The organism is Tenacibaculum sp. Mcav3-52, assembly GCF_022347665.1.
Classification (GTDB): Bacteria; Bacteroidota; Bacteroidia; order Flavobacteriales; family Flavobacteriaceae; genus Polaribacter; species Polaribacter mesophilus.
In genome coordinates, this window is the sequence record NZ_JAKRGE010000006.1 from 125,393 (window position 1) to 146,204 (window position 20,812).

Consider the following 20,812-nt stretch of genomic DNA (forward strand, 5'->3'; position numbering starts at 1 on the left):
AAAACAAATACCTCAATAAAGTTAAACACATAATAATAAACCTTTTACTCTTATAAAAGTTAAAATATAATAGAATGTTTTATTTTTTTAATTTAAACAGTGTAATACTTCATTATATTTGTTTATCTCAGAAAAAAATATAGAATGTGGAAAGAGCATTATAATAAAATTAAAAAAGAAAAACATCCCCCAGCTTATACACTTCGTAAAGCTTTAGATTTTATAGCTACCCAAGATAATATAACAGAAAAAACAGCTGTAGACTTGGGGTGTGGTAATGGGGTAGATACATTTGCTTTATTAGAAAATGGTTTTTCTGTAGTTGCCATAGACAGTAACCCTAACTCATTACTTTACCTGCAACAAAACTTAGCTCCTAAACATTCTAAATTATTAAAATTTAGTAACGTTTCTTTTGAGAATTTAGAAAAGCTTCCTTTAGCTTATTTGGTTAATGCATCTTTTTCACTTCCTTTTTGTTCTCCTAATCAATTTGGTAAGTTATGGTCGAATATCATTAAATGCATATCCCCTGGAGGAATTTTTTGCGGACATTTTTTTGGACCACAAGATTCCTGGAGTTCTAATTCTGATATGACTTTTCACAATATACAAGATGTAAAAAACTTATTTGATAAGTTTGAGATTCTTTATTTTAATGAAATCTCTAAAAAAGGAAAAACATTATCTGGAAAAGAAAAATTTTGGCATGTTTTTCATATTGTGGCAAAAAAGAAACACCTTATAAAATAATAAACTAACTCATTTATACCTACCCCTATATTATTCCCTTGGATATTTGCTTAAGTGTTTTTCTAGATACAATATATAAAACCAAAGCATATAAAATATTTTCTAAAGCTAAACTGTAATATATCCCCTCTATTCCAAAGTATTTAGTTAAAAGTAATACTACCGGAACAAACAACAATAATTGTCTTCCAATAGGTAACAACGTTGCTAATTTTGCTTCTCCTATAGCTTGAAAAAGAACTATGCTACTAGAAGATATTGGAATAACTAATAAAATACTTAGCAACATTCGTACATTAAAAATTTCTGTATCATTAAGTTTTACATTAGGTAATATAACATTAACCATTGCCTCAGGAAAAATCAGTATCGGAATTAATAGTCCTGCACCAAGAACAACCCCTGCTAACCTGTATACCCTTACTCCTTTTAAACACCTAGACGGCTTGTTAGCTCCGTAATTAATTCCTATAATCGGCTGCATAGACTGGTAAAGTCCTAAAAGCGGGATAGCTAAAAAAGTAAACAACCTAAAAACAGCATTAAAAAATGCCATAGCTTCTACTGTTCCATAGAAAACCACTAACCTGAAAAGTAAAAATTGTCTAAACAAATTAGATAGTTGCATTGTAAATGCTGAAAAACCAATGCTTAAAACATTTTTAAGTATTTTATACTCCAATCTTATTCCAAAAGCCCCTGTTTTAAATGTTGCTTTTCCACGGATAAAGTATAAAGATGTTAACAAACTATAAATAAACATTGCTATAATACTACTCCATGCAGCACCTGCTACTCCCATCTGTAAAACGCCAATAAAGATGGGAGTTAGTAAAATATTTAAAATTACTGAAGCTATTGTGAATTGCATTGCTACTTTTATGCTTCCTTCTGCCCGTATTAAGCTATTAGCTGACAGACCATAAATACTGAATAATGCTCCCAAAACGTATACTTTAAAATATTCTAAAGCATACGTAAATAGTTCTCCTGAAATTCCTATTACTGAGACTATTTCATGAGAAAAAATAATTCCTAAAACAGTTACTAAAGTTGCCCCTATGAGAGATAAGGCTATCATGTTTGGAATTACTTTCTTTTGAACTTCAACTTGTTTAGCTCCTATAGCTCTGCTAAGAACAGATGCAGAGCCTGCAGCTATAAAAACAGTAATACTTGTAACAACTAGCATTAAGGGAAATAACATTGAAACCCCTGTAAAAGCTTTTATCCCTATAAAATAGCTTGTATAAAATATATCTACAAGCCCGTTTATAGATATAACCATCATACCTAAAATGCTTGGAACAGATAGTTGTAACATAAGACCCCAAAGGCTATCATTAATAAAATCAAGCTTTTGTTTTGTGTTATTCTTTATTTCGGAACTCATATTTGCACCACTCTTTTAAGAAGTTATTTTTTTAAAAAAGACCAGTGATGTACCAAAAATTATAAAGGTTATAAGTATTACTTCTAATAAACTTTTTCCTATTCTTTGACTTTTAGTATAATCAGCATTCAACTTAAACTTAGGCAACCTTTCATAATCTCTTATTGTTATTTGCTTACCTAAAAACAATTTATTAAAATAAAAATTGGTAATATCTCTATGAAAAAGTTCAATTGATTGATAAAAAGATTGAAAAATTTCAGAATCCGTTTCAACTATTTCATTAAACATTCCTTGAGCATTTACCGCTGGATTTGCCCATCGAAATTTAGAAACCCATTCTTGTCTTAACTCAATTTGTTTAAAATACTCCTGTACTTCTTCTCTGTGATGATTATCATTAAGCGCAGTAAAAGATGCATAAGCCTTGGCCATTGTATTTACATCTATTAAAGATTTTGCTCCTTTTAAATCATCTCGGTAATCTAAATACTCAACAACTACAGCTTTAGCTTCTTCTATGTTCTCTTCATTTTCAAGACTTCTTCTTCTGGTTATATCAGCTAATGAAGTATTGTCTATCGGATGTACAATATTTGCATATACATTTAATACTGCTGGGAAAACTATTAAAAAAAGTAACCATAAACCAGCAGCAGTAATGGCTGTTAATGAAGAATTCTTTTTAAAGCTTATTAAAAGAAACATTAAGACAAACCAAAAGCTGAAATAACAAAAGACTGCTAATAACCATAAACAAGCACTTAAAACACTTACTATTTCAGCAACCGTAAAAGCTATTATAGACAAAAGGACTCCTAATCCTAAAACTAAAACATAATAAAAAGCAATTCTAATTAAGAGGATTTTTCTTAGTCCTATAGATTGTAACCTTAATAAGGGTAACATTCCGTTTTCCTTCTCCTCTGCATATAATCCATAAGTAAAAGTTATGACAAGCAATGGAAACAAATAAACAAAAACAAACGATAGGTCTAAATTTCCAACATAGAGTTTAAGCGGGTTTGCTAGTTCATTTTCAAACAATTGATAATATAAGCTCATTCCCGTTAACTTATAATAATAAGGTTCTATATCTCTTTGGCCTAAAGACATGTGTGCTAAACCATGAGGAGGTAAAATTGCATGATATCCATGTCGATACCATGCATAAGCAGGCTTAGAAGCTATGTCAAATAACTGTTTATCTTTTAACGAAGTATGATTGGTATAAAAACTCTCTTTATACTGTTCAAATTCTTTCTTTTCAATATGTTTAACATTCTCAATTATTTTACGCTGCTCCGTTATTTTTGAGTGCCCATAATAAACAGCATAAATCCCCAATAAAAACACAATGGTAAGTAAAACTATTTGAAACGTATTTCTAACGATTGAAATACCTTCACGTCTCCATAATAATATCGTTAATTTCATATCAATTTATTTTTGTGAGAAGAAGGTATTAGTAAGAACATTATTAAAACCCAAAAAATTAATGATATTAATTCTATTCTGTAATTTTTAAAGATTTTCATTACACTTGGTGTACGATATTCTAGTCCAGAAACCGTTTCCCATAAATTTCTTCCTGCTTTGTACTCGTAAAACTCGCCATAACGTGAATTTACAGCCATATCATTATTCATTTTTCTCATTAATTTAAGGCGGTATACTTTTGTTTTTTCTTGAAAATCATTAAAACTGTACCCATCTGTTGCTGCAAAAGCCATTGAAAAATTTCTTACTGAAATGTACGGTGCAACAAACCCTATTATACTTCCTATTCTATTTTGATATTCAAACCTTCTGTTAAGAAGAGAATCATGAACTTTTTGTACTTTATAAGCATATTCTTCTCCCTCTTGCATTCGTATTGCTTCAAAATTTAGTGGTAATTGATGTAAAGAGTCTACTCCATATTTTTTTAAGTACTGTTCCTTTGATTTAACAAGTCTCTCTTCTTTAGAGCCATCCTTAGGCAACCCCTTATCTATATCCTTTTTAATTTTCTCTTTATATGCTTTAAGAGATGGTAAAGGATATAAACTCTCTCCTATATTAGCCGAGGTTTGTGGAATAATAATACCAGTTGTAATCCAAAACATTAATAAAGTTAGAAGAGAGTTTCGCGCATTTGAAGACTTAAAAGAAACCCAAACAGAAAAGTTTGTAAAAGCAAATAAATACCCAACGTAAAGGAAAAAGAGAAATAAAACTCGTAAGCCTACATCTTGCACTACTAAACTATTATCTTCAATTATTCCCACAATATAAAGTCCTGTAAAAAACAATATTAATATGAGTAGAACTATTAAAAAATAAGCCAAAACTTTACCTAAATAAATGGATCTCATTGAAACTCCTTGTCCTATTAGCAGCTTTAAGGTTCCTGTCTCTTTTTCTTTACTAAAAGTTTGAAAAGTGATGAATATAATAAGAAGTGGTAATAATAACTGAAGAACCAAAGCTGCACTCAATTCTCCAAAACGAGCCATATTACCATATCCTTGTACAGGTCTAAACATAAACTCATGTGCATAATGTGCTTCTAAATAAACGGAGGTTCCTGTATAAGTATCCAATCCAAAATCAAAAAGACTTAAAAGCGTTTTAGGCTTAAAAACATATGTTCCATAATGAGCCGCAATATGCGGATGCTTATTTCCTTGTTCTAACCACTCAGCTCTTCTTTCTTCTTGAGCCTTTTTCACCATACCCATTTCCTGCTTATAAGCTATATGTCCAGCATAAAGTGAAAACCCTAAGAGAAACAAAATAATAGGAAACAAAATTTTTAAAGCATTTTGCCTTGCAATATTGGTAAGTTCTTTTTTAGCTATTAAAAATACTTGATGTATCATCTGTTTACATTTTTATTTTTTAGACGTAATGACTTATTACACACTATTCGTGCATATGTTTTAAGTACTTTTGTTCTAAATCATGAAAAGAAACTTGATTTGATTCCATTTTTTCAACCAAAACCCCTTCTTTCATAATACCAATATGTGTTCCTGTATCTTTAGCTCTAAAAAGATCATGTGTTGCCATTAAAGTGGCAACTTTTTGTTGCTTCATGTTAAGTAGAAGCTCAGAAAACTCATTACTTGCTTTAGGATCTAATCCAGAGGTAGGCTCATCTAAAAGTAATACCTTGGCTCCTTTAGCTCTCGCTAAAGCAATCCCTACTTTTTGTCTCATTCCTTTAGAGTAACTACGAACTCTTTTCTTAACAAAATCTTTTTGTAAACCTGATTGTATTAATAAGTTTTCTAATGCTTCTTTTTCTATATCCACACCTTGTAGACCACAGAAAAAGTGAAGATTCTCCAGTCCTGTCATATATTGATACAACTGGAGATTTTCAGGAATATAAGACAACCATTTTTTTGTTTCTTGTGGGTTCTTTGTTACATCTAAATCATTAACAAAAGCACTACCAGATGTAGGCTCAATAAAATTTAAAAACAAATTAATAGTTGTTGATTTTCCCGCACCGTTAGCTCCGAGCAAGCAAAAAATATCTCCTGCTTTAATATTTAAATTTAAACTATTCAAGGCGGTAAAATCACCATATTTTTTTGTGAGATCTTGTGCTTTTAACATGGTGTATTCTATTCGTTATTAAAATCTTCAAGACCAGATATGTAACCACCTGTAGACGTAAACATTTTACTAGATGTGTTTGAACTGGTGTCAAAACTAAACACAGCATTTTCATCATTCGTTGCTGTTGTAAATAATAATTTTTGGTCTTTATAAGGAAGAATAATCATACTACGAGATCCATATGTGGTAGGAAGTCCTGGTACAGCCCCTAAACTCGACTTTTTTTGAACATCAATCTCAAAATATTTGAATTGAGGTTGCCCAGTTTGATACTCATAAAAATCACTTACCTCCTCTACTCTTGCTGTAAAGCTTCTTCCATTAGGTGCATGATAAATTCCATAACATACATTTCCTGTTGCTTCTTGCATATTCATAAAATAATCTGGGTCAAAAGAAGTTTCTCCATTAGGTATTTTTAGCAAACCACTAGGGCTACTTCCACTACTCATTGTAGTTCCTAAACCTTGTACATAAATATCTCCATTAGTAGTTTTAACCATTCCTGCATTTGCTGCATGTCCGCCAAACACCATTCCTGTTCTTTTATCCGAAATTATTTTTTCTACCTTTTTCTCTTTTAAATCAATTACCGCTACATACGCCCAATCGTTTACTGGAGCAAAATTTTTCTCATAATGTACTCCCATAAACAACTTTCCATCTCGTTCAATCATATCTGTATAATAGGTGCGCGTAGCTTCAGGAAATTTTTCTTTAATTAATGTTAAAGCTACTTCGTCTGTAATACGCATTGTAGTTGGATTGAAAATAATAAGCTTTGAAATCCCCCCTGCTACTGAAGCATACGCTACCTCCTTACTTTCAAAATAAAGGGCAGAAAAAGTATTTGCCCCAGGAACAACAATACGTTGATCTTCGACTGCATTTCCTTCTTCATTAAATGAATATTTTGCAAGGGTTGCAGGTGCGCCAAAAGGCAATGCATACAACTCTTTATTATAAGAAACGGTTCTTGTATTTCCTGTTAATTCTAAAGCCTTGTCATTTCCTATCGTTGAAAATTCTAAACTTGATTTTCCTTGAATATAAGAGGTCTGATTAGGAAATGCTCCACTTACTGTTGTAATCCCAAAATTAATAATTACTGGATCGGTTCCAACTGGTGAATTATCATCACTACTACACCCTATGAATGTAAAAACTAATACAAATGTGTAAAGTGATACTAAACTTATTTTTTTTAAGAATTGTGTTTTCATTTTTATTTATTGATGTTTATTTTTAATTTATAAATGTTCTAAGTGTTATATAAAATGCTCTTCCAGGACGTTGCACACTAAAGTTATCGAATACTTTTTCGTTAAATATATTGGTCGCTTCAGCAGTAACCGTCCATCTATTTTCCGGGTGAGAAAGAGTGATACCTAAATTTTGAGTAAATTGAGATGGAATGGTGTTTTTTAAATCTTTATTACCATCTACAGCCCAAAACAGATAAAATTCATTTACGTAGTTTGCAGACCACCATGCTGAAATATTATTTTTTGTGTGTAAGAAATTTTCTTTGTGGTAGCGTACTTCTGCATTTCCAAAAAAATAAGGAATGTTAGGTAGTCTTGCATTAAAATAACGATTATCCACAGCCCCAGTAATATTTTTTGGTGAACGGTTTCGTAAATCTTGATAAGTAGCATTTGCTTTTACATCAAGAAAATCAACCGGACGATAGCGCAGCTCCATATCAACCCCAAGCGTACGTGATTTTAGTAAATTTTGATATTGAGAATAAAATTGAGAGGTGCGTAACCAAATAACATTGTTTGTTCCTCGGTAAAAAAGATTCGTATCCCAATTAACTTTCTTTGTTTTTAACTGGAAACCTAAATTAAAATTATGGCTTTGTTCTGGTTCTAAAAATGGATTGGATTTTATTAAGGTAAAGTCTCCAAAAAGCTCCACTTCATCAGGAAGTCTCGTAGCATACTCGTAAGAAGACTTTACTAAAAAAGATTTTGTAAGATGGTAACGAAGCGATTGTAAAAATCCAAAATTAGATGTTTCTTGCTGGTTAGGAACAAAGTCAAGGTTTTTTATTTCATACCCATCCGCATCTAACCAAAAATGTTTTGCTCCCGTGTAACTCGTTAAACTTTTTGAAAAACGGTGTTCATAAGCAACACCTAATGCGTTTTTAAAAAGTTGGGTTGGATTCTTAAAAAAATCTTCTCCATAAAACTCAGCCGCAATTGGGTCTTCTCCTACTCTTCTAAACCAAGATGAAAAAAGATTCAACGTAAACTTTCCTTTTTCCCAAGGATAGTAGTTTAAATTAACTCGATTTAAAACATTTTGAGAGGTTAATTTTAAAGAATTTCGTGAAGCAGAAATTTCTCCACCATCTGTCCGTTTACGATATATTTTACCATCCCAAGTATAGGCATTTAGGGTAGTATCAATAAAATGTCCTCTGGTACGGTTATAAGCACTATACCATTTCATGTTCATTTTCTTTAAAATATTCTTTTTTTCATATTCTAAAGAAGTTCCAACGGTTGATTCACTATAAGTGGCTTCTCCATAAGGTTGAGCCATAATAGCATTGTGCTGTATATCATCGTCAAGTCCTGAATAACGCGCACTAAGAACCAATCGATCTGCATACTTTTTATCTAAAACTCCTGCATAAACGTTTAAAAGATGGTTAGAAAATTTATCATGAAACCGTTTAACTCTCGCAGGCTTTGGATTTCCTTGTTCGTTTGGTATTTCAACATCAACTTTATAGCTATTATCAGAGTGATTAAAAAATGAATTTACCCCAAACATCCATTGATTGTCTGGACTCATCAATTGCGCATTTACACTCATTTTATGGCTATTAAACGATCCTGCTGAATAGGAAACATCTAAATAGTCTGAATATGATTTTCTAGGAACTATATTAACAGCTCCTCCAAGCGCATCTGCTCCTAAATCTACAGGTACTACTCCCTTATAAACTTCAATTTGTTCTATTAAGTTTGAAGGCAGTACATTTAGCCCTAATCCAGCCCCAAAATATGATAAAGGAATTCCATCTAGAAAAAAGGGTACCGATTTTCCAGTCATCCCATTTACATAGATTTTTGCATCGCTACCAAAGCCTCCTGTTTGTCGTACATTTACCCCTGAAATTTGTTTTACAATATCACTTGTATTAATGTTCCTCTCTCGAAACTTTTCCATTTGTAAAACTGATACGTTAGCTGTACTCTCTTTTAATCTTTGAGCTGTTGATTTTCCTTCAAGAGTTACCTCATTTAGCTGATTTTGCTCAGGCTTTAACTGAATAGTAAGTTTTATATTCGTTTTTTCACCTGAAACATCTATTGCCTGGTAACTTGTTTTAAAACCTACATAAGATATTTTTAAGCTATATTTTCCTTTCGGAATCTTTTTAAATGTAAATTTTCCGTCCTCATTGGTTACTGCATTTTTATTAAGTTCTTGTATTTGGAGATGAGACTGAAATAAAGGAATCCCTAAATTGTCAGTTACTACTCCTGAAATTTTTACTGTTTGCGAATGCAAAAAACTACTTGTTAATAGGCTAAAAAATAGTATGCATATAACTTTTTTACCTCCTAACTTTTCAAGGTATAACATCTCTGATTTAAAATAATTTTTAGTCATTATAACCTTACTTGCTTTATCAGCCCTTCAGCTTCCATTTCTTTAAATATCTCTAATTCTTTTTTTGATAGGCTGTTTTTAGTGAGTAATCCATCGGCTTTATCCCATAATTCTTTTGCTTCTGACGTAAGAGAAAAAGCTTCATCAGTATCTTTTTTCATGAGATAATTAAGTTCTGGTGATTTACTAACTAATAGTATTTCGTGATTTTTTATTAAGTGTATGGGGGTCTCTTCTAATAATGGCACTATTTCTCGTTCTTCATTGTAAAGTAAAAAAGTATTTCCTGTTGAAATTGAAAGTGATTTTGTTTCATTTGGATTCATTTCAAAAGCTTCCATTTCTGTTTTCATACAACCTTCAGAGTTGATAAAGCACCTTACTATTTTTACTGGAGTTTTCTCTTCTGAATGATTGCAAACCATTGCTATTTTTTCTTCTTTTTTTACATTAATTAGCGAAACTTTTTCTACCCAAAAATGATCGTCTAAGTGAGTTTTTGAGTACTTTATATTTCCATTATTATGTACCTCAGATACGAGAGTATATTTTCCTAAAGGAGCATTATCGGGAACGTTATATGTAAAATAATAATGGCGACCAGCTTGTATGTTTGTAAGAATTTCTACAAGCTTTTCACGTTTACAAGCTCCTTCTAAATATGAAGCCAACACTAAAAGCGGAGTGTTTTTGTTTAAATATTTTAATTTTTGTGGTACTACTTCCTTATTTTCATTTTCTTCTGGAAAAGCAACAACATGATTTTCAAAAAGAATTGTTACATTACCTTTAGGATCTTTTACTCCTATTTTTACCAATGGACATAAGTGTTTATCTTTTAAGTGTGCTGTATTAAAGTTCCAATGAATGGTAACAGTGGTACCTTGAATGGTTCTTTTGGGAAAAATGCTCATTCTTATTTTTTCAATTTTTTAATATTTTCTTTGCTGTATTTTTGAGGGTATACTTTAAACCATTTTACCATGGTTTCTTCACCTAAATAATCGTAGGTTGTAGACAACAAAAATTCCAATTTCTTGAGGTACTCTTCTTTTGCTTCATCTGGCGCAATTCTCATGGCCTCTCTTCTTTCATCTTTTTCTTTTTTAGTTGCAGGAAGATGATGAAAGTAAGACGTGTTTAAGTATTCTTTACTTAACTTATGGTAAAGTGGTGTAAACAGTATAAGATTGTGCCACATTTCGTCTATAATTAATAAATCATCTGGAATGAAGACTCCTGGAATTTGACTTATGTACAAAAACTTCAAAGTTTCCGTTAATATATCTTCTGCTTCAGTTTCTGTAACATCATACATATCTAAAAACCTAGATATTACATTTTCATCACTAAAAGTTAGGAGCTTTTCTAATTGTTCTTCTGTAACTTTTCCTTCCATTATATTTAACTGTTTTTACTTTTTAAAAAGCGGTAGGATAAATTCCTACCGCTATAAACTTGGGACTATAAAGTGTTAACACAGTGCCCACAATTACTACAATGTGTAGTTCCAGCTGCTTGCTTAGACTTATCAGCTAAAATTTCTGAAATCATTGATTCTTTGGTTTTCATAATTAAAAATTTTAAAGTTTGGCCTACTCTATTTTATAAGGTTTTCAGCATCCCCTTTGTTGCAACTTCTTTAATATTATGGTACATAAATCCAATAGAATTCCTAGGCTTTTCAAAATGAGACTTAGTCTTTTGAAAAACTGAAAGATTTCTGTAAAGATTCTTTTGAAATTTAAATTTTAGTAATAACCTATACTCTAGTATATTTAGGTACTTTTCTTACTTCTTATATTATCTAATGTCTATAACTGTTTAAAACCCTTAAAAACACGTAAAGACATCTAAGCTGCTATAATATATTTTAGATAAGATAATCCTGCATCTAAATATACTACGAGCTATTCCTTTAAAACAATAAAGAAAATAGGTTATTAAAATAAAAACAAAGTGGTGGTAAGAGCTTTTAAGCTAGTATTTTCTCTCCTCTTTAAAACTGAGATATCACAACAACCTATCTCTTATTCATCACAAGCATTATTTAAGCTAATACTCTATAACAGCTCAAATACTTGAATAAAAAAACGTTAATAAGAAAAAGATTAAATGTAAAAATAAAAACTCTTACACTAAAAAAGGTGGTGGTCTAGAAAAAAGTTGCTCCGCAGTAATAGTACCTGAAATAATAAAATCATAACTTTTAATTACTTCTCTCTGAACAAAGTGCTCAGTGTTTTCTACTGAAAAATCTAGAGCATCAGGAGTAACTAACGGAGTTAAATCACTTGCAACCGTATGGTCACATATAGTACAGTGTGATGTATGGTCTTTATCGTCTGTATGGGATAGCACGTGCAATCCGCCCACTTTCATTGATAGAAACAGGACAAGAAATAAATATGCAATGCTATTTTTTAAACGATTACTTTCCATTTGGTCACGAATATAATAAATTAAATTATATAAACACATATTTTTTTTACTACTTTAAATTTTATTACAAAACTCTCGTAGTTAAACTAACTATATTTATGGAAAACTATGCATAGTGTAAAGCAACATCTTAACAATAATTTTTAATTTACTGAAAACAAACCCACTATCCTCTCTCCTATTTTTTCGTTAATAAAAAGCTAACAAAAACTATTTTTTCACCCGTTGAATATAGTATTTTCGCACCCTTTCTTACAGAAAAAATCACATTTCAAGGGTACGAGAACAACTATGAACGACGAAAAAAACTGGTTACAATATTATAAAAACAGCTTATCTGATAGTGAAAACTTAGCGATTGATATTAGTAAAATAAAAAACCTTTTTCATCAAAAATCTTCCGACTTAAGTAACGCTCTCATCAACGCTAAACAAGCAAGTCAACTGTTAGATGTTGAAGAACGTAGAATTAATCGGTTAAAAGGAATTACTAAAAAAGACAATCCTAAGTGGCATAAAGTAGAAGAAACTAAAATATTAATAGCACCTTTTCATTTAGTATATCAAACGGATAATACAAAATTTAAACAACGTACTATTCATCCTTTTTGGATTAGTGCTATTGTAAATCGTTCAGGACAATTATCAGCTCCAAAAGATGGATTTCCCTTAATCGTTCGTAACTATCTAACTCCTATGGCGGATGTTAAGAACGATTTTATCTTCTCTTCTATCGATACCGTTTTAGATGCCAAAGACCTAGATGCTCCCGATTTTGAAAATAGCGAAGAACCTATACCTTGGGATGAATACTGGAACTATATTAACGAAGTGTTTTCTGCGATAACTTTTAGCAACCTATATCGTTATCAAGTAGAACGCCATACCACACAATATGAACTTACTTATTTCGCTTTAAGTTCTAAAATTTCTACAGCAAAAAGTATTCTATTTCTGTACGAAAATCTACTTAAAAATACGGATGAGTTACCTGTACTCTCTAAAATCATCAACCCATATACTAGAGAACGACAAGAAGCCATAACCGATAACGGATTTTTAGTGTATAACCATTTGCATTTAGGACAAATGTCGAATAAGTTCCCACTTTCGGTTAGTCAGCGAAAAACATTATTATCCTATTTAGTAGCCGAAGAAAATGCAGTTACCGCTGTAAACGGACCTCCAGGAACTGGAAAAACTACGCTATTGCAAAGCTTGGTTGCTACCGAGTTTGTAAAAGCTGCTATTAACGGTGAAGAAGCTCCAATAATTTTAGCATGCTCTAACAACAACCAAGCAGTAACGAATATTATTGATAGTTTTATCAATTCTGAAAGTACTATGGAAGAATTGGCCAATCGTTGGATACCCGATTTTAACGGATATGCAACCTACCTCCCATCCAGTTCTAAAAGTGAGAAAAAACTAGCCAATATCAATTACTTAAAAGGAAATTTATTTGGTCATGAAGGAACACTATGTAATCTAGAAAATGAAAAATATATCTCTGAAGCAGAATACTATTTTTTAACAAACTACTGTCAGTATTTCAATACCCAAACAAATTCACTTGACGATGTTTGCAACCATCTACAAGAAGAAATTATTGGTATTCAAAATATTTTAGCTGATGGTGTTGATTTCTCAAGAAACTATATAAATGCTGTAAATTATATTAACAGCATACTTGTACACGAAGAAGATTTTGTTCAAAAAAGTACATTTAAAATCTCCAAGCTACAAGAATGGAGAACTGTTTTAAACGATTTAAAAACAGCTACAAAAGACACTGATTTTATTGATAAAGTAAAACACTATTTTATTGATGAAGCTCAGTTTGAATCAAGAAATGCTGAACACATTTTTAAGGCTAACGCTGAAACACTGTTGGATGCTAAAAAAGCAGCAGCATATATAAAAGAATGTACAAACAATGTAAATCTGCTACTGCAATCACATTTAAGCCTAAAAAATTGGAAGTACGAAAATAACATCAAAGGATTTCCTTTTGTTTCAGAAGAACAAATGTGGGCATATGAATATGAAAAGATAAACTCTAATGATGCAACACAACGTTTCTTTTATGATGAGTTAGATATTGATTTACGCCATAAAGCATTCTTATTAGCAACCCATTATTGGGAGGCTCGCTGGTTACTAGAAACCAGAGAAATGTTAGAGGAAAACACCGAAAAAGGAACAGGAGAATATGCTATTAAAGCAAAATGGAAACGAAGAGCTATGCTTACCCCTTGCTTTGTAGCTACCTTTTACACAGCACCAAGTCACTTTTTATACAGTCAATTTCAAGGAGAAAACGAAAACGGAAAGCCTATTTTTGAATATTTACCGCTATACAACTTTTTAGATTTATTAATTATTGATGAAGCAGGTCAGGTTACTCCAGAAGTAAGCATCCCTGTATTTTCATTAACTCAAAAAGCCTTTGTAGTAGGTGATTTACAACAAATTGAACCTATTTGGTCTATTCCTAAAAAAATTGACCAAGGAAACTTAACAAGTCTTGATATTATTGAAAACCAAAATGACGCGCATTTAGACGAATTAGGTTTTTTAGCTTCTAGCGGAAGTATTATGAAAATGGCTCAAAATGCTTGCGAATTTGAAACACCATTACCCACAAAAAAAGAACAAGGATTGGTTTTATTAGAACATAGACGATGTAATGATGAAATTATTAGTTTTTGTAACGAATTGGCATACGATGGTATTTTAAAACCTATGAAAGGAAAAGCTAAAGAAAATCAGGCATTTCCATCAATGATGGCATATCATATAGAAGGAGTTAGTGAGCGCAAATACAACAGTCGTCAAAACATTAGTGAAGTAAAAGCCATAATTTCTTGGTTACAACAAAACAAAGAAACCATTCAAGAAGCATACGATGTAGATGCTATTGAACCTGTTTTAGGAATTATTACTCCTTTTGCAAGTCAGAAAGGAGAATTATCAAAAGCCTTAACCGATGCGGGTTATAAAGTAAGTGATATTAAACTAGGTACTGTACACGCATTACAAGGTGCAGAACGAAACATTATCTTGTTCAGTTCTGTATATTCTAATGATGATGAAGGAACCTTATTTTTTGAAAAAGACAATAAGCCTAACATGCTAAATGTAGCAGTTTCTAGAGCCAAAGAAAGCTTTATTCTTTTTGGAGACACTCGTATTTTTGATGAAACCAAAAACACACCTTCAGGAATTTTAAAAAGGCACTTAAACATTTATGAAATGGCTAACTAATTATGTTTTGTACACCAAAAAAAATCATAACTAAAAAAGTGTACAACACTTGTACACCAAAAAAATTATCAACTTAAAAAGTGTACAGAAAAGTACCTAACTTGCTATTAAACATTTTTAATAACATTTAGAAAAATGTTAGTTTCATCTTTTAGTAATTAAAAACTAATAAATAACAACAAAAAAAGGAACGATTAAATCGTTCCTTTTTTTTATATACAATACTGTAAGCTTATTTTTTAAACTCAGTAATAGTCTTCTTAATAATATTAATACAGTCTCTTAATTGCTCTTCATTCATTACTAATGGTGGTGCAAAACGAATGATGTTTCCGTGTGTTGGTTTTGCTAATAGTCCATTATCTCGTAACTTCATACAAATATCCCAAGCAGTTGAGCTATCTTCAGTATCGTTAATTACAACAGCATTTAATAACCCTTTACCACGTACTAACGTTACTAACTCGTTTTCTTTAGCAAACTCAGCTAACTCTTCTCTAAAGATTTTACCTAAACGCTCAGCATTCTCAGCTAATTTTTCTTCTTTAACTACCTCTAAAGCTGCAATAGCTACCGCTGCAGCAACAGGGTTTCCTCCAAAAGTAGAACCGTGGTTTCCAGGTCTAATAACACTCATAATGCTATCGTTTGCTAATACTGCAGATACTGGATATGCACCTCCACTTAATGCTTTACCTAAAATTAAAATATCTGGCTGTACATTTTCGTGGTTTACTGCTAATAACTGACCTGTACGTGCAATACCTGTTTGTACTTCATCTGCAATAAATAATACATTGTGCTTTTCACATAACGCTTTCGCTGCTGCTAAATATCCTTCAGAAGGCACATATACTCCTGCTTCTCCCTGAATAGGTTCAGCCATAAAACCAGCAATGTTATCGTTATTTTCTAATGCTTCTTCTAAAGCTTGTAAGTTATCGTACTCAATTTTGATAAACCCATCAGTAAATGGTCCAAAATTCTTACGTGCTACAGGATCATTTGAAAAAGAAATAATGGTAGTTGTTCTTCCGTGGAAGTTATTCTCACAAACAACAATTTGCGCCTCATTCTCCTCAATTCCTTTTACTTCATACGCCCATTTTCTACAGATTTTTAAAGCAGTTTCAACAGCTTCTGCACCTGTATTCATTGGTAATAATTTATCAAAACCAAAGTATTCAGTTGCAAACTTTTCATACTTTCCTAACATATCGTTATAAAAAGCACGAGATGTTAATGTTAATGTTTGCGCTTGGTTTACCATTGCCCCTACAATTTTTGGGTGACAGTGTCCTTGGTTTACTGCGGAATAAGCCGATAAAAAATCATAATATTTTTTTCCTTCAACATCCCATACATATACTCCTTCTCCTTTACTCAATACTACTGGTAATGGATGGTAGTTATGTGCTCCGTATTTGTTTTCTAAGTCAATCGCTTGTTGCGAAGTTAATTGGTCTAAAACAGCCATTTTTCTTAATTTTTTAAAATTTATAAAATAACCATTCCTTATCTACCTTTATCCTTTCGAAAAAGAAGTTTCGAAAATTCAGCGTGGGAAAGAAATCATCCCTAACTACAAAATTATTAAATTTAAGTGACTTTCTTAGATTTTATAGGGTCTAAAAATATAGACTACTTAACTTTTTATTATTTACAATAAAACAACAGTTAATTAGTTTTTTTTATCTTTAAGAGAATTTAACTAAATATCATTTTTATGAAAAAAATCTTTTTTTTACTACTGCTTTCTATAGTTACAATCGGCTGTAAATCTACATCTGTAACTAACACAAAACTTGACAACAAAACTGAACGAATGTTAAAGGGTAACTGGACCATTACTGCTGTAAGTTTTCCGGGTTCAAATTATTTAAAAGTAAACTCATTTAATTTAGAAGATTCTAACTGTTTTATTGGTAGTGATTGGAGTTTTATCTCTAACAATAATAAAGGACAAATGAATTTAAATAATCCAAGTACAAATTGTAAAAACTTTAGTTCTCCAATTACTTGGTATGTTAATAAAGATGGTAATTTTGTTTTAAAAATTATAAATAACCACAAAGCAAAAGAAGTAAACCAAGGATATATATTAAATATAAATAATGTTACTGAAACTAGCTTCGATTTAATAGACAAAGTAAACGTTGCTGGCCAAGTAAAAAACATTACCTATTCATTTCAAAGACAATAATTAATAAAACATTATGAAAAAATCAATAATTTATAGTTTATCAATTTTATTTTTAGCTAGTACAGTTTTTACCTCATGTAAATCTATTCAAAATGCTAACAACACTCAAAAAGGAGCTGCTATTGGTACAGCCGCTGGTGCTGTGATAGGTGCTGTAATAGGTAATAATGTAGGAAGTAAAAACAACTCAGAACTTGGAGCTATTTTAGGTGGCGTTGTAGGTGGTGTTGCCGGTGGTGTAATTGGTAATCAAATGGATAAACAAGCTCGTGAGATTGAAGAAGCTTTACCTGGTGCTGAAGTTGAAAGAGTTGGTGAAGGTATTAAACTTACCTTAGGAGAAAACGCCGTTCGTTTTGCTACTAACAAAGCTACTTTAACAACTACTGCTAAAGCTAACTTAGATAAATTAGTCCCTGTTTTTAAAGATTATGGAGATACTAATATTGTAATTTATGGTTATACAGATAGTACAGGTAGGGTTGAATACAACCAAACGCTTTCAGAAAAAAGAGCTAACTCTGTAAAAAGTTACCTAGCTAGTAAGGGATTAAAAAACAGTCGTTTTGAAACTAAAGGACTAGGTGTTAAAGATCCTATAGCAACAAACGATACTGCTGAAGGAAGAAGTAAAAACAGACGTGTAGAGTTTGCGATTGTTGCAAATGAACAAATGATAAAAGAAGCAAAACAAGAAGCCCGTCAATAAAAAAATAACTTTTACAAACTATACCTAAAAAGACTGCTCTACAATGAGTGGTCTTTTTTTTATCTTCAAACCATATCTTTTCCTAATTTTGCACACTATAAATCATAGTATAGAATGCCAAGAAGAGAACGAAATAAGTTTGTAAAAAGAGGACAAGTCATTGAAATTTTAATTGAAGATTATGCCTTCGGCGGAAAAGGAATTGGAAGAATACGTTCAGAAGAAGGTGTTTTTGTTGTTTTTGTTCCTAACACTTTACCAGGACAGTTAGTAAAAGCACGTGTAGACAAATCAAAGAAAAAGTATGCAGAGTGTAAATTAATTGATGTTTTAAAACATTCTGAGGACGAAGTAGCTATTCCTTATCAAGATATTCCTGGAGCACCTTATATTCAATTACCTATAGATTTACAACACAAATACAAGCAAGAAAGTACGTTATCTTTATTTAAGCGTATTGGTAAAGTTGAAAATATTGAAGATTTATTTGATGAATTTATCGCTTCCCCTAATGTATTCCACTATAGAAATAAAATGGAATATGGTTTTTCTGCCATTGGTTACGATCGTGAAAACAAAACCGATGTAGATGAATTTACCTTAGGTTTTAAACGTCGCGGTGTTTGGTGGATGGGTGATAACCTTGAAAAAGATTCTGGTTTATTTGACAAACAAGTTGAAGACAACATCAAAAACATTAGAGAGTACTGTAAAAAAACTGGTCTAGCGCCTTGGCACGGACCTAAAAAAGAAGGTTTCTTTAGGTATTTTGTGGTAAGAAAATCATACAAAACCAACGAATTGTTATTCAACTTAGTAACCACTTCTCACGATTTACCTAAATTTGATTTAAAAGAATTTACTAACTATTTAGTAGAGTTATTTGGCGATAGAGTGGCTGGTTTATTACATACTATTAATGACGAAACTGGCGATAGAACCATAGCTACCTCAGGAAGTGTAAAATTAGTATATGGAAAAGATAAAATTGTTGAAGAGTTATTAGGTTTAAATTTTGAAATTAGCATGAAAAGCTTTTTTCAAACCAACCCTAAATCTGCCGAAAAACTATATACCAAAGTAGTTGATTATGCGTTAGAAAACAAAGATGCAATTGACAATACCGTAGTGATGGATTTATTCTGTGGAACAGGAACTATTGGACAAATTATTGCTTCAAAGTCGAATAACACTAAAATTGTTGGTGTAGATATTGTAGCCTCTGCTATTGAAGACGCTAAGAAAAATGCAGAACGTAACAATATTGAAGGTTTGCAATTTTATGCAGCTGATGTAGGAAAGTTCTTAAACGAACACCCACAATATAAAAATAAGATAAGAACCATTATTTTAGATCCAGCTCGTGCGGGTATTGCACCAAAAACACTTAAGAAAATCATAAACTTAAATGCAGATAGAATGGTTTATGTATCTTGTAACCCAGCAACACAAGCTCGTGATACGGAGGAATTGATGAAAAACGGATATCAATTAAAAAAGATTAGTTTAGTAGATCAATTTCCACATACATCACACATAGAAACAGTAGTTCTATTTGAAAAATAAACATTATATGAAAAAATACATTGCTCTATTCATATTTATAGCAGGTTTAACGGCCTGTGAAAAAGATGATTTCTGTACACAAAACCCAGTAACCCCTAATTTAGTACTTCGTTTTTACGATATGGATAATACGAATGATTTAAAAAATGTAGAACGTTTATCTGTAATTGCAGAAGGAAAAACTGATAGCCTTTTTACCGATAGAACAGTAGACAGTATTGCTATTCCTTTAAACAGCCTATCTCAAAAAACAGTCTATACACTAAAAATGAATGATGTAGATGGCAATATAGCTAATAACCAAACGGCTACACTTACCATTGAGTACAATCCTAAAGAAGACTTTGTGTCTCGTTCATGTGGTTTCAGAATTATTTATGAAAATGTAACTTTAAATGATACAGGTTGGATAAACAGTTTATCAACTACAGAAATTCCATTAATCGATAATCAAGCTAGCGCCCATGTACAAGTATTTCATTAGTCTATGTTTCGTTTTTGTATTTGTGAACGGATACTCACAAATAAATACATCTAAAGAAGAAACCAAAGAAAAAAAAGATACCGTTACATATAAAACAGGATATGGCTTACGTATTGGATTAGACATTAGTAAACCTGGTCTTGCCATTATTGATAAAAGTTATAGCGGACTTGAATTAGTAGGTGATTATAGAGTATCAAAAAAATGGTACATCGCTACTGAATTAGGTTTTGAAGATGAAACTACCTATGAAGATTTTTCTTCTTCTAGTTCAAAAGGAAGTTATATTAGACTTGGAGCAAACTACAACGCCTACGAGAATTGGTTAGACATGAATAACGAAATTTATGTTGGTATGCGTTATGGTTTTGCCATATTTGATCATACCTTAAATAGCTATCAACCTAATGTTTCTTCAGGTACTGAAAACTTACCTCCTTATTTTCCTTCAAACCCTGTTACAACACCTATGTCTGACGACGGACTTACCGCTCATTGGACTGAATTACAGCTAGGTATAAAAGCAGAAACTTTTAAAAACTTGTTTATAGGTTTTAGCTTTTCATATAAAATTATGTTAAGTGTTGACGATCAAAAAGGCTTTAAAACGCTATATACACCAGGTTTTAATCGTGTTTTTGAAAGCAGTACAGGCTTCGGATTCAACTATACAATATCGTACTTAATTCCTTTTGTTAATAAATAAATTATCAGCATACGCTTGATTTCACTAACTTTACTGCCTGA

General features: G+C 31.6%; 17 protein-coding genes. 7 read left to right on the forward strand and 10 right to left on the reverse strand.

What is annotated here, in order from left to right; genetic code table 11:
- Positions 1-144 precede the first annotated feature (144 nt).
- Positions 145-753, forward strand: a complete 609-nt coding sequence (locus MHM83_RS14450; protein ID WP_239180527.1) for a class I SAM-dependent methyltransferase — start codon at positions 145-147, stop codon at positions 751-753.
- Between the two features lie 25 nt (positions 754-778).
- Here MHM83_RS14450 and MHM83_RS14455 read toward each other — a convergent pair whose 3' ends face one another.
- The 9 genes from MHM83_RS14455 to MHM83_RS14495 form a co-directional block, all read right to left on the reverse strand.
- Positions 779-2,146 (reverse strand): MATE family efflux transporter, encoded by a 1,368-nt coding sequence (locus tag MHM83_RS14455; protein ID WP_239180529.1) that lies wholly within the window; start codon positions 2,144-2,146, stop codon positions 779-781.
- Between the two features lie 15 nt (positions 2,147-2,161).
- The gene (locus MHM83_RS14460) at positions 2,162-3,583 is read right to left on the reverse strand and encodes a DUF3526 domain-containing protein (protein WP_239180531.1); all 1,422 of its coding nucleotides are present in this window, start codon (positions 3,581-3,583) and stop codon (positions 2,162-2,164) included.
- Positions 3,580-5,010: a DUF3526 domain-containing protein gene (locus MHM83_RS14465; protein ID WP_239180533.1), complete on the reverse strand. Its 1,431-nt coding sequence runs from the start codon at positions 5,008-5,010 to the stop codon at positions 3,580-3,582. The genes MHM83_RS14460 and MHM83_RS14465 overlap by 4 nt, the downstream gene beginning before the upstream one ends.
- A 43-nt stretch (positions 5,011-5,053) precedes the next feature.
- Positions 5,054-5,755, reverse strand: a complete 702-nt coding sequence (locus MHM83_RS14470) for an ABC transporter ATP-binding protein (RefSeq protein ID WP_239180535.1) — start codon at positions 5,753-5,755, stop codon at positions 5,054-5,056.
- Positions 5,756-5,763: 8 nt separating this feature from the next.
- Positions 5,764-6,981 (reverse strand): DUF4374 domain-containing protein, encoded by a 1,218-nt coding sequence (locus tag MHM83_RS14475; protein WP_125067246.1) that lies wholly within the window; start codon positions 6,979-6,981, stop codon positions 5,764-5,766.
- Between the two features lie 22 nt (positions 6,982-7,003).
- Positions 7,004-9,292, reverse strand: a complete 2,289-nt coding sequence (locus MHM83_RS14480) for a TonB-dependent receptor (RefSeq protein ID WP_239180537.1) — start codon at positions 9,290-9,292, stop codon at positions 7,004-7,006.
- Positions 9,293-9,393: 101 nt separating this feature from the next.
- The gene (locus MHM83_RS14485) at positions 9,394-10,308 is read right to left on the reverse strand and encodes a hypothetical protein (RefSeq protein ID WP_239180539.1); all 915 of its coding nucleotides are present in this window, start codon (positions 10,306-10,308) and stop codon (positions 9,394-9,396) included.
- Between the two features lie 2 nt (positions 10,309-10,310).
- A complete protein-coding gene (locus tag MHM83_RS14490; protein ID WP_239180541.1) occupies positions 10,311-10,793 on the reverse strand; it encodes a hypothetical protein in 483 nt (160 codons plus the stop codon).
- A 734-nt stretch (positions 10,794-11,527) separates the two neighbouring features.
- Positions 11,528-11,875: a hypothetical protein gene (locus tag MHM83_RS14495; protein WP_239180543.1), complete on the reverse strand. Its 348-nt coding sequence runs from the start codon at positions 11,873-11,875 to the stop codon at positions 11,528-11,530.
- Between the two features lie 252 nt (positions 11,876-12,127).
- Between MHM83_RS14495 and MHM83_RS14500 the strand changes: the two genes are divergently transcribed.
- Positions 12,128-15,103, forward strand: a complete 2,976-nt coding sequence (locus tag MHM83_RS14500; protein ID WP_239180545.1) for a DEAD/DEAH box helicase — start codon at positions 12,128-12,130, stop codon at positions 15,101-15,103.
- 232 nt (positions 15,104-15,335) lie between these two features.
- On the opposite strand, the gene rocD is transcribed toward MHM83_RS14500, so the two are convergent.
- Positions 15,336-16,580, reverse strand: coding sequence for an ornithine--oxo-acid transaminase (rocD, locus tag MHM83_RS14505; RefSeq protein WP_239180547.1), 1,245 nt, complete (start codon positions 16,578-16,580; stop codon positions 15,336-15,338).
- Positions 16,581-16,829: 249 nt separating this feature from the next.
- Between rocD and MHM83_RS14510 the strand changes: the two genes are divergently transcribed.
- From MHM83_RS14510 to MHM83_RS14530, 5 genes are all read left to right on the forward strand, one after another.
- Positions 16,830-17,306, forward strand: a complete 477-nt coding sequence (locus MHM83_RS14510; protein WP_047789007.1) for a lipocalin family protein — start codon at positions 16,830-16,832, stop codon at positions 17,304-17,306.
- Between the two features lie 13 nt (positions 17,307-17,319).
- Entirely contained in the window at positions 17,320-18,015 is a 696-nt protein-coding gene (locus MHM83_RS14515; protein ID WP_047789008.1) for an OmpA family protein, read from the forward strand.
- A gap of 114 nt (positions 18,016-18,129) precedes the next feature.
- Positions 18,130-19,581: a 23S rRNA (uracil(1939)-C(5))-methyltransferase RlmD gene (gene rlmD / locus MHM83_RS14520; protein WP_239180549.1), complete on the forward strand. Its 1,452-nt coding sequence runs from the start codon at positions 18,130-18,132 to the stop codon at positions 19,579-19,581.
- A gap of 7 nt (positions 19,582-19,588) precedes the next feature.
- Positions 19,589-20,065: a DUF6452 family protein gene (locus tag MHM83_RS14525; RefSeq protein ID WP_047789010.1), complete on the forward strand. Its 477-nt coding sequence runs from the start codon at positions 19,589-19,591 to the stop codon at positions 20,063-20,065.
- A complete protein-coding gene (locus MHM83_RS14530; protein ID WP_047789011.1) occupies positions 20,046-20,771 on the forward strand; it encodes a DUF6048 family protein in 726 nt (241 codons plus the stop codon). Before MHM83_RS14525 ends, MHM83_RS14530 begins: the two co-directional genes overlap by 20 nt.
- The last annotated feature ends 41 nt before the right edge of the window (positions 20,772-20,812 follow it).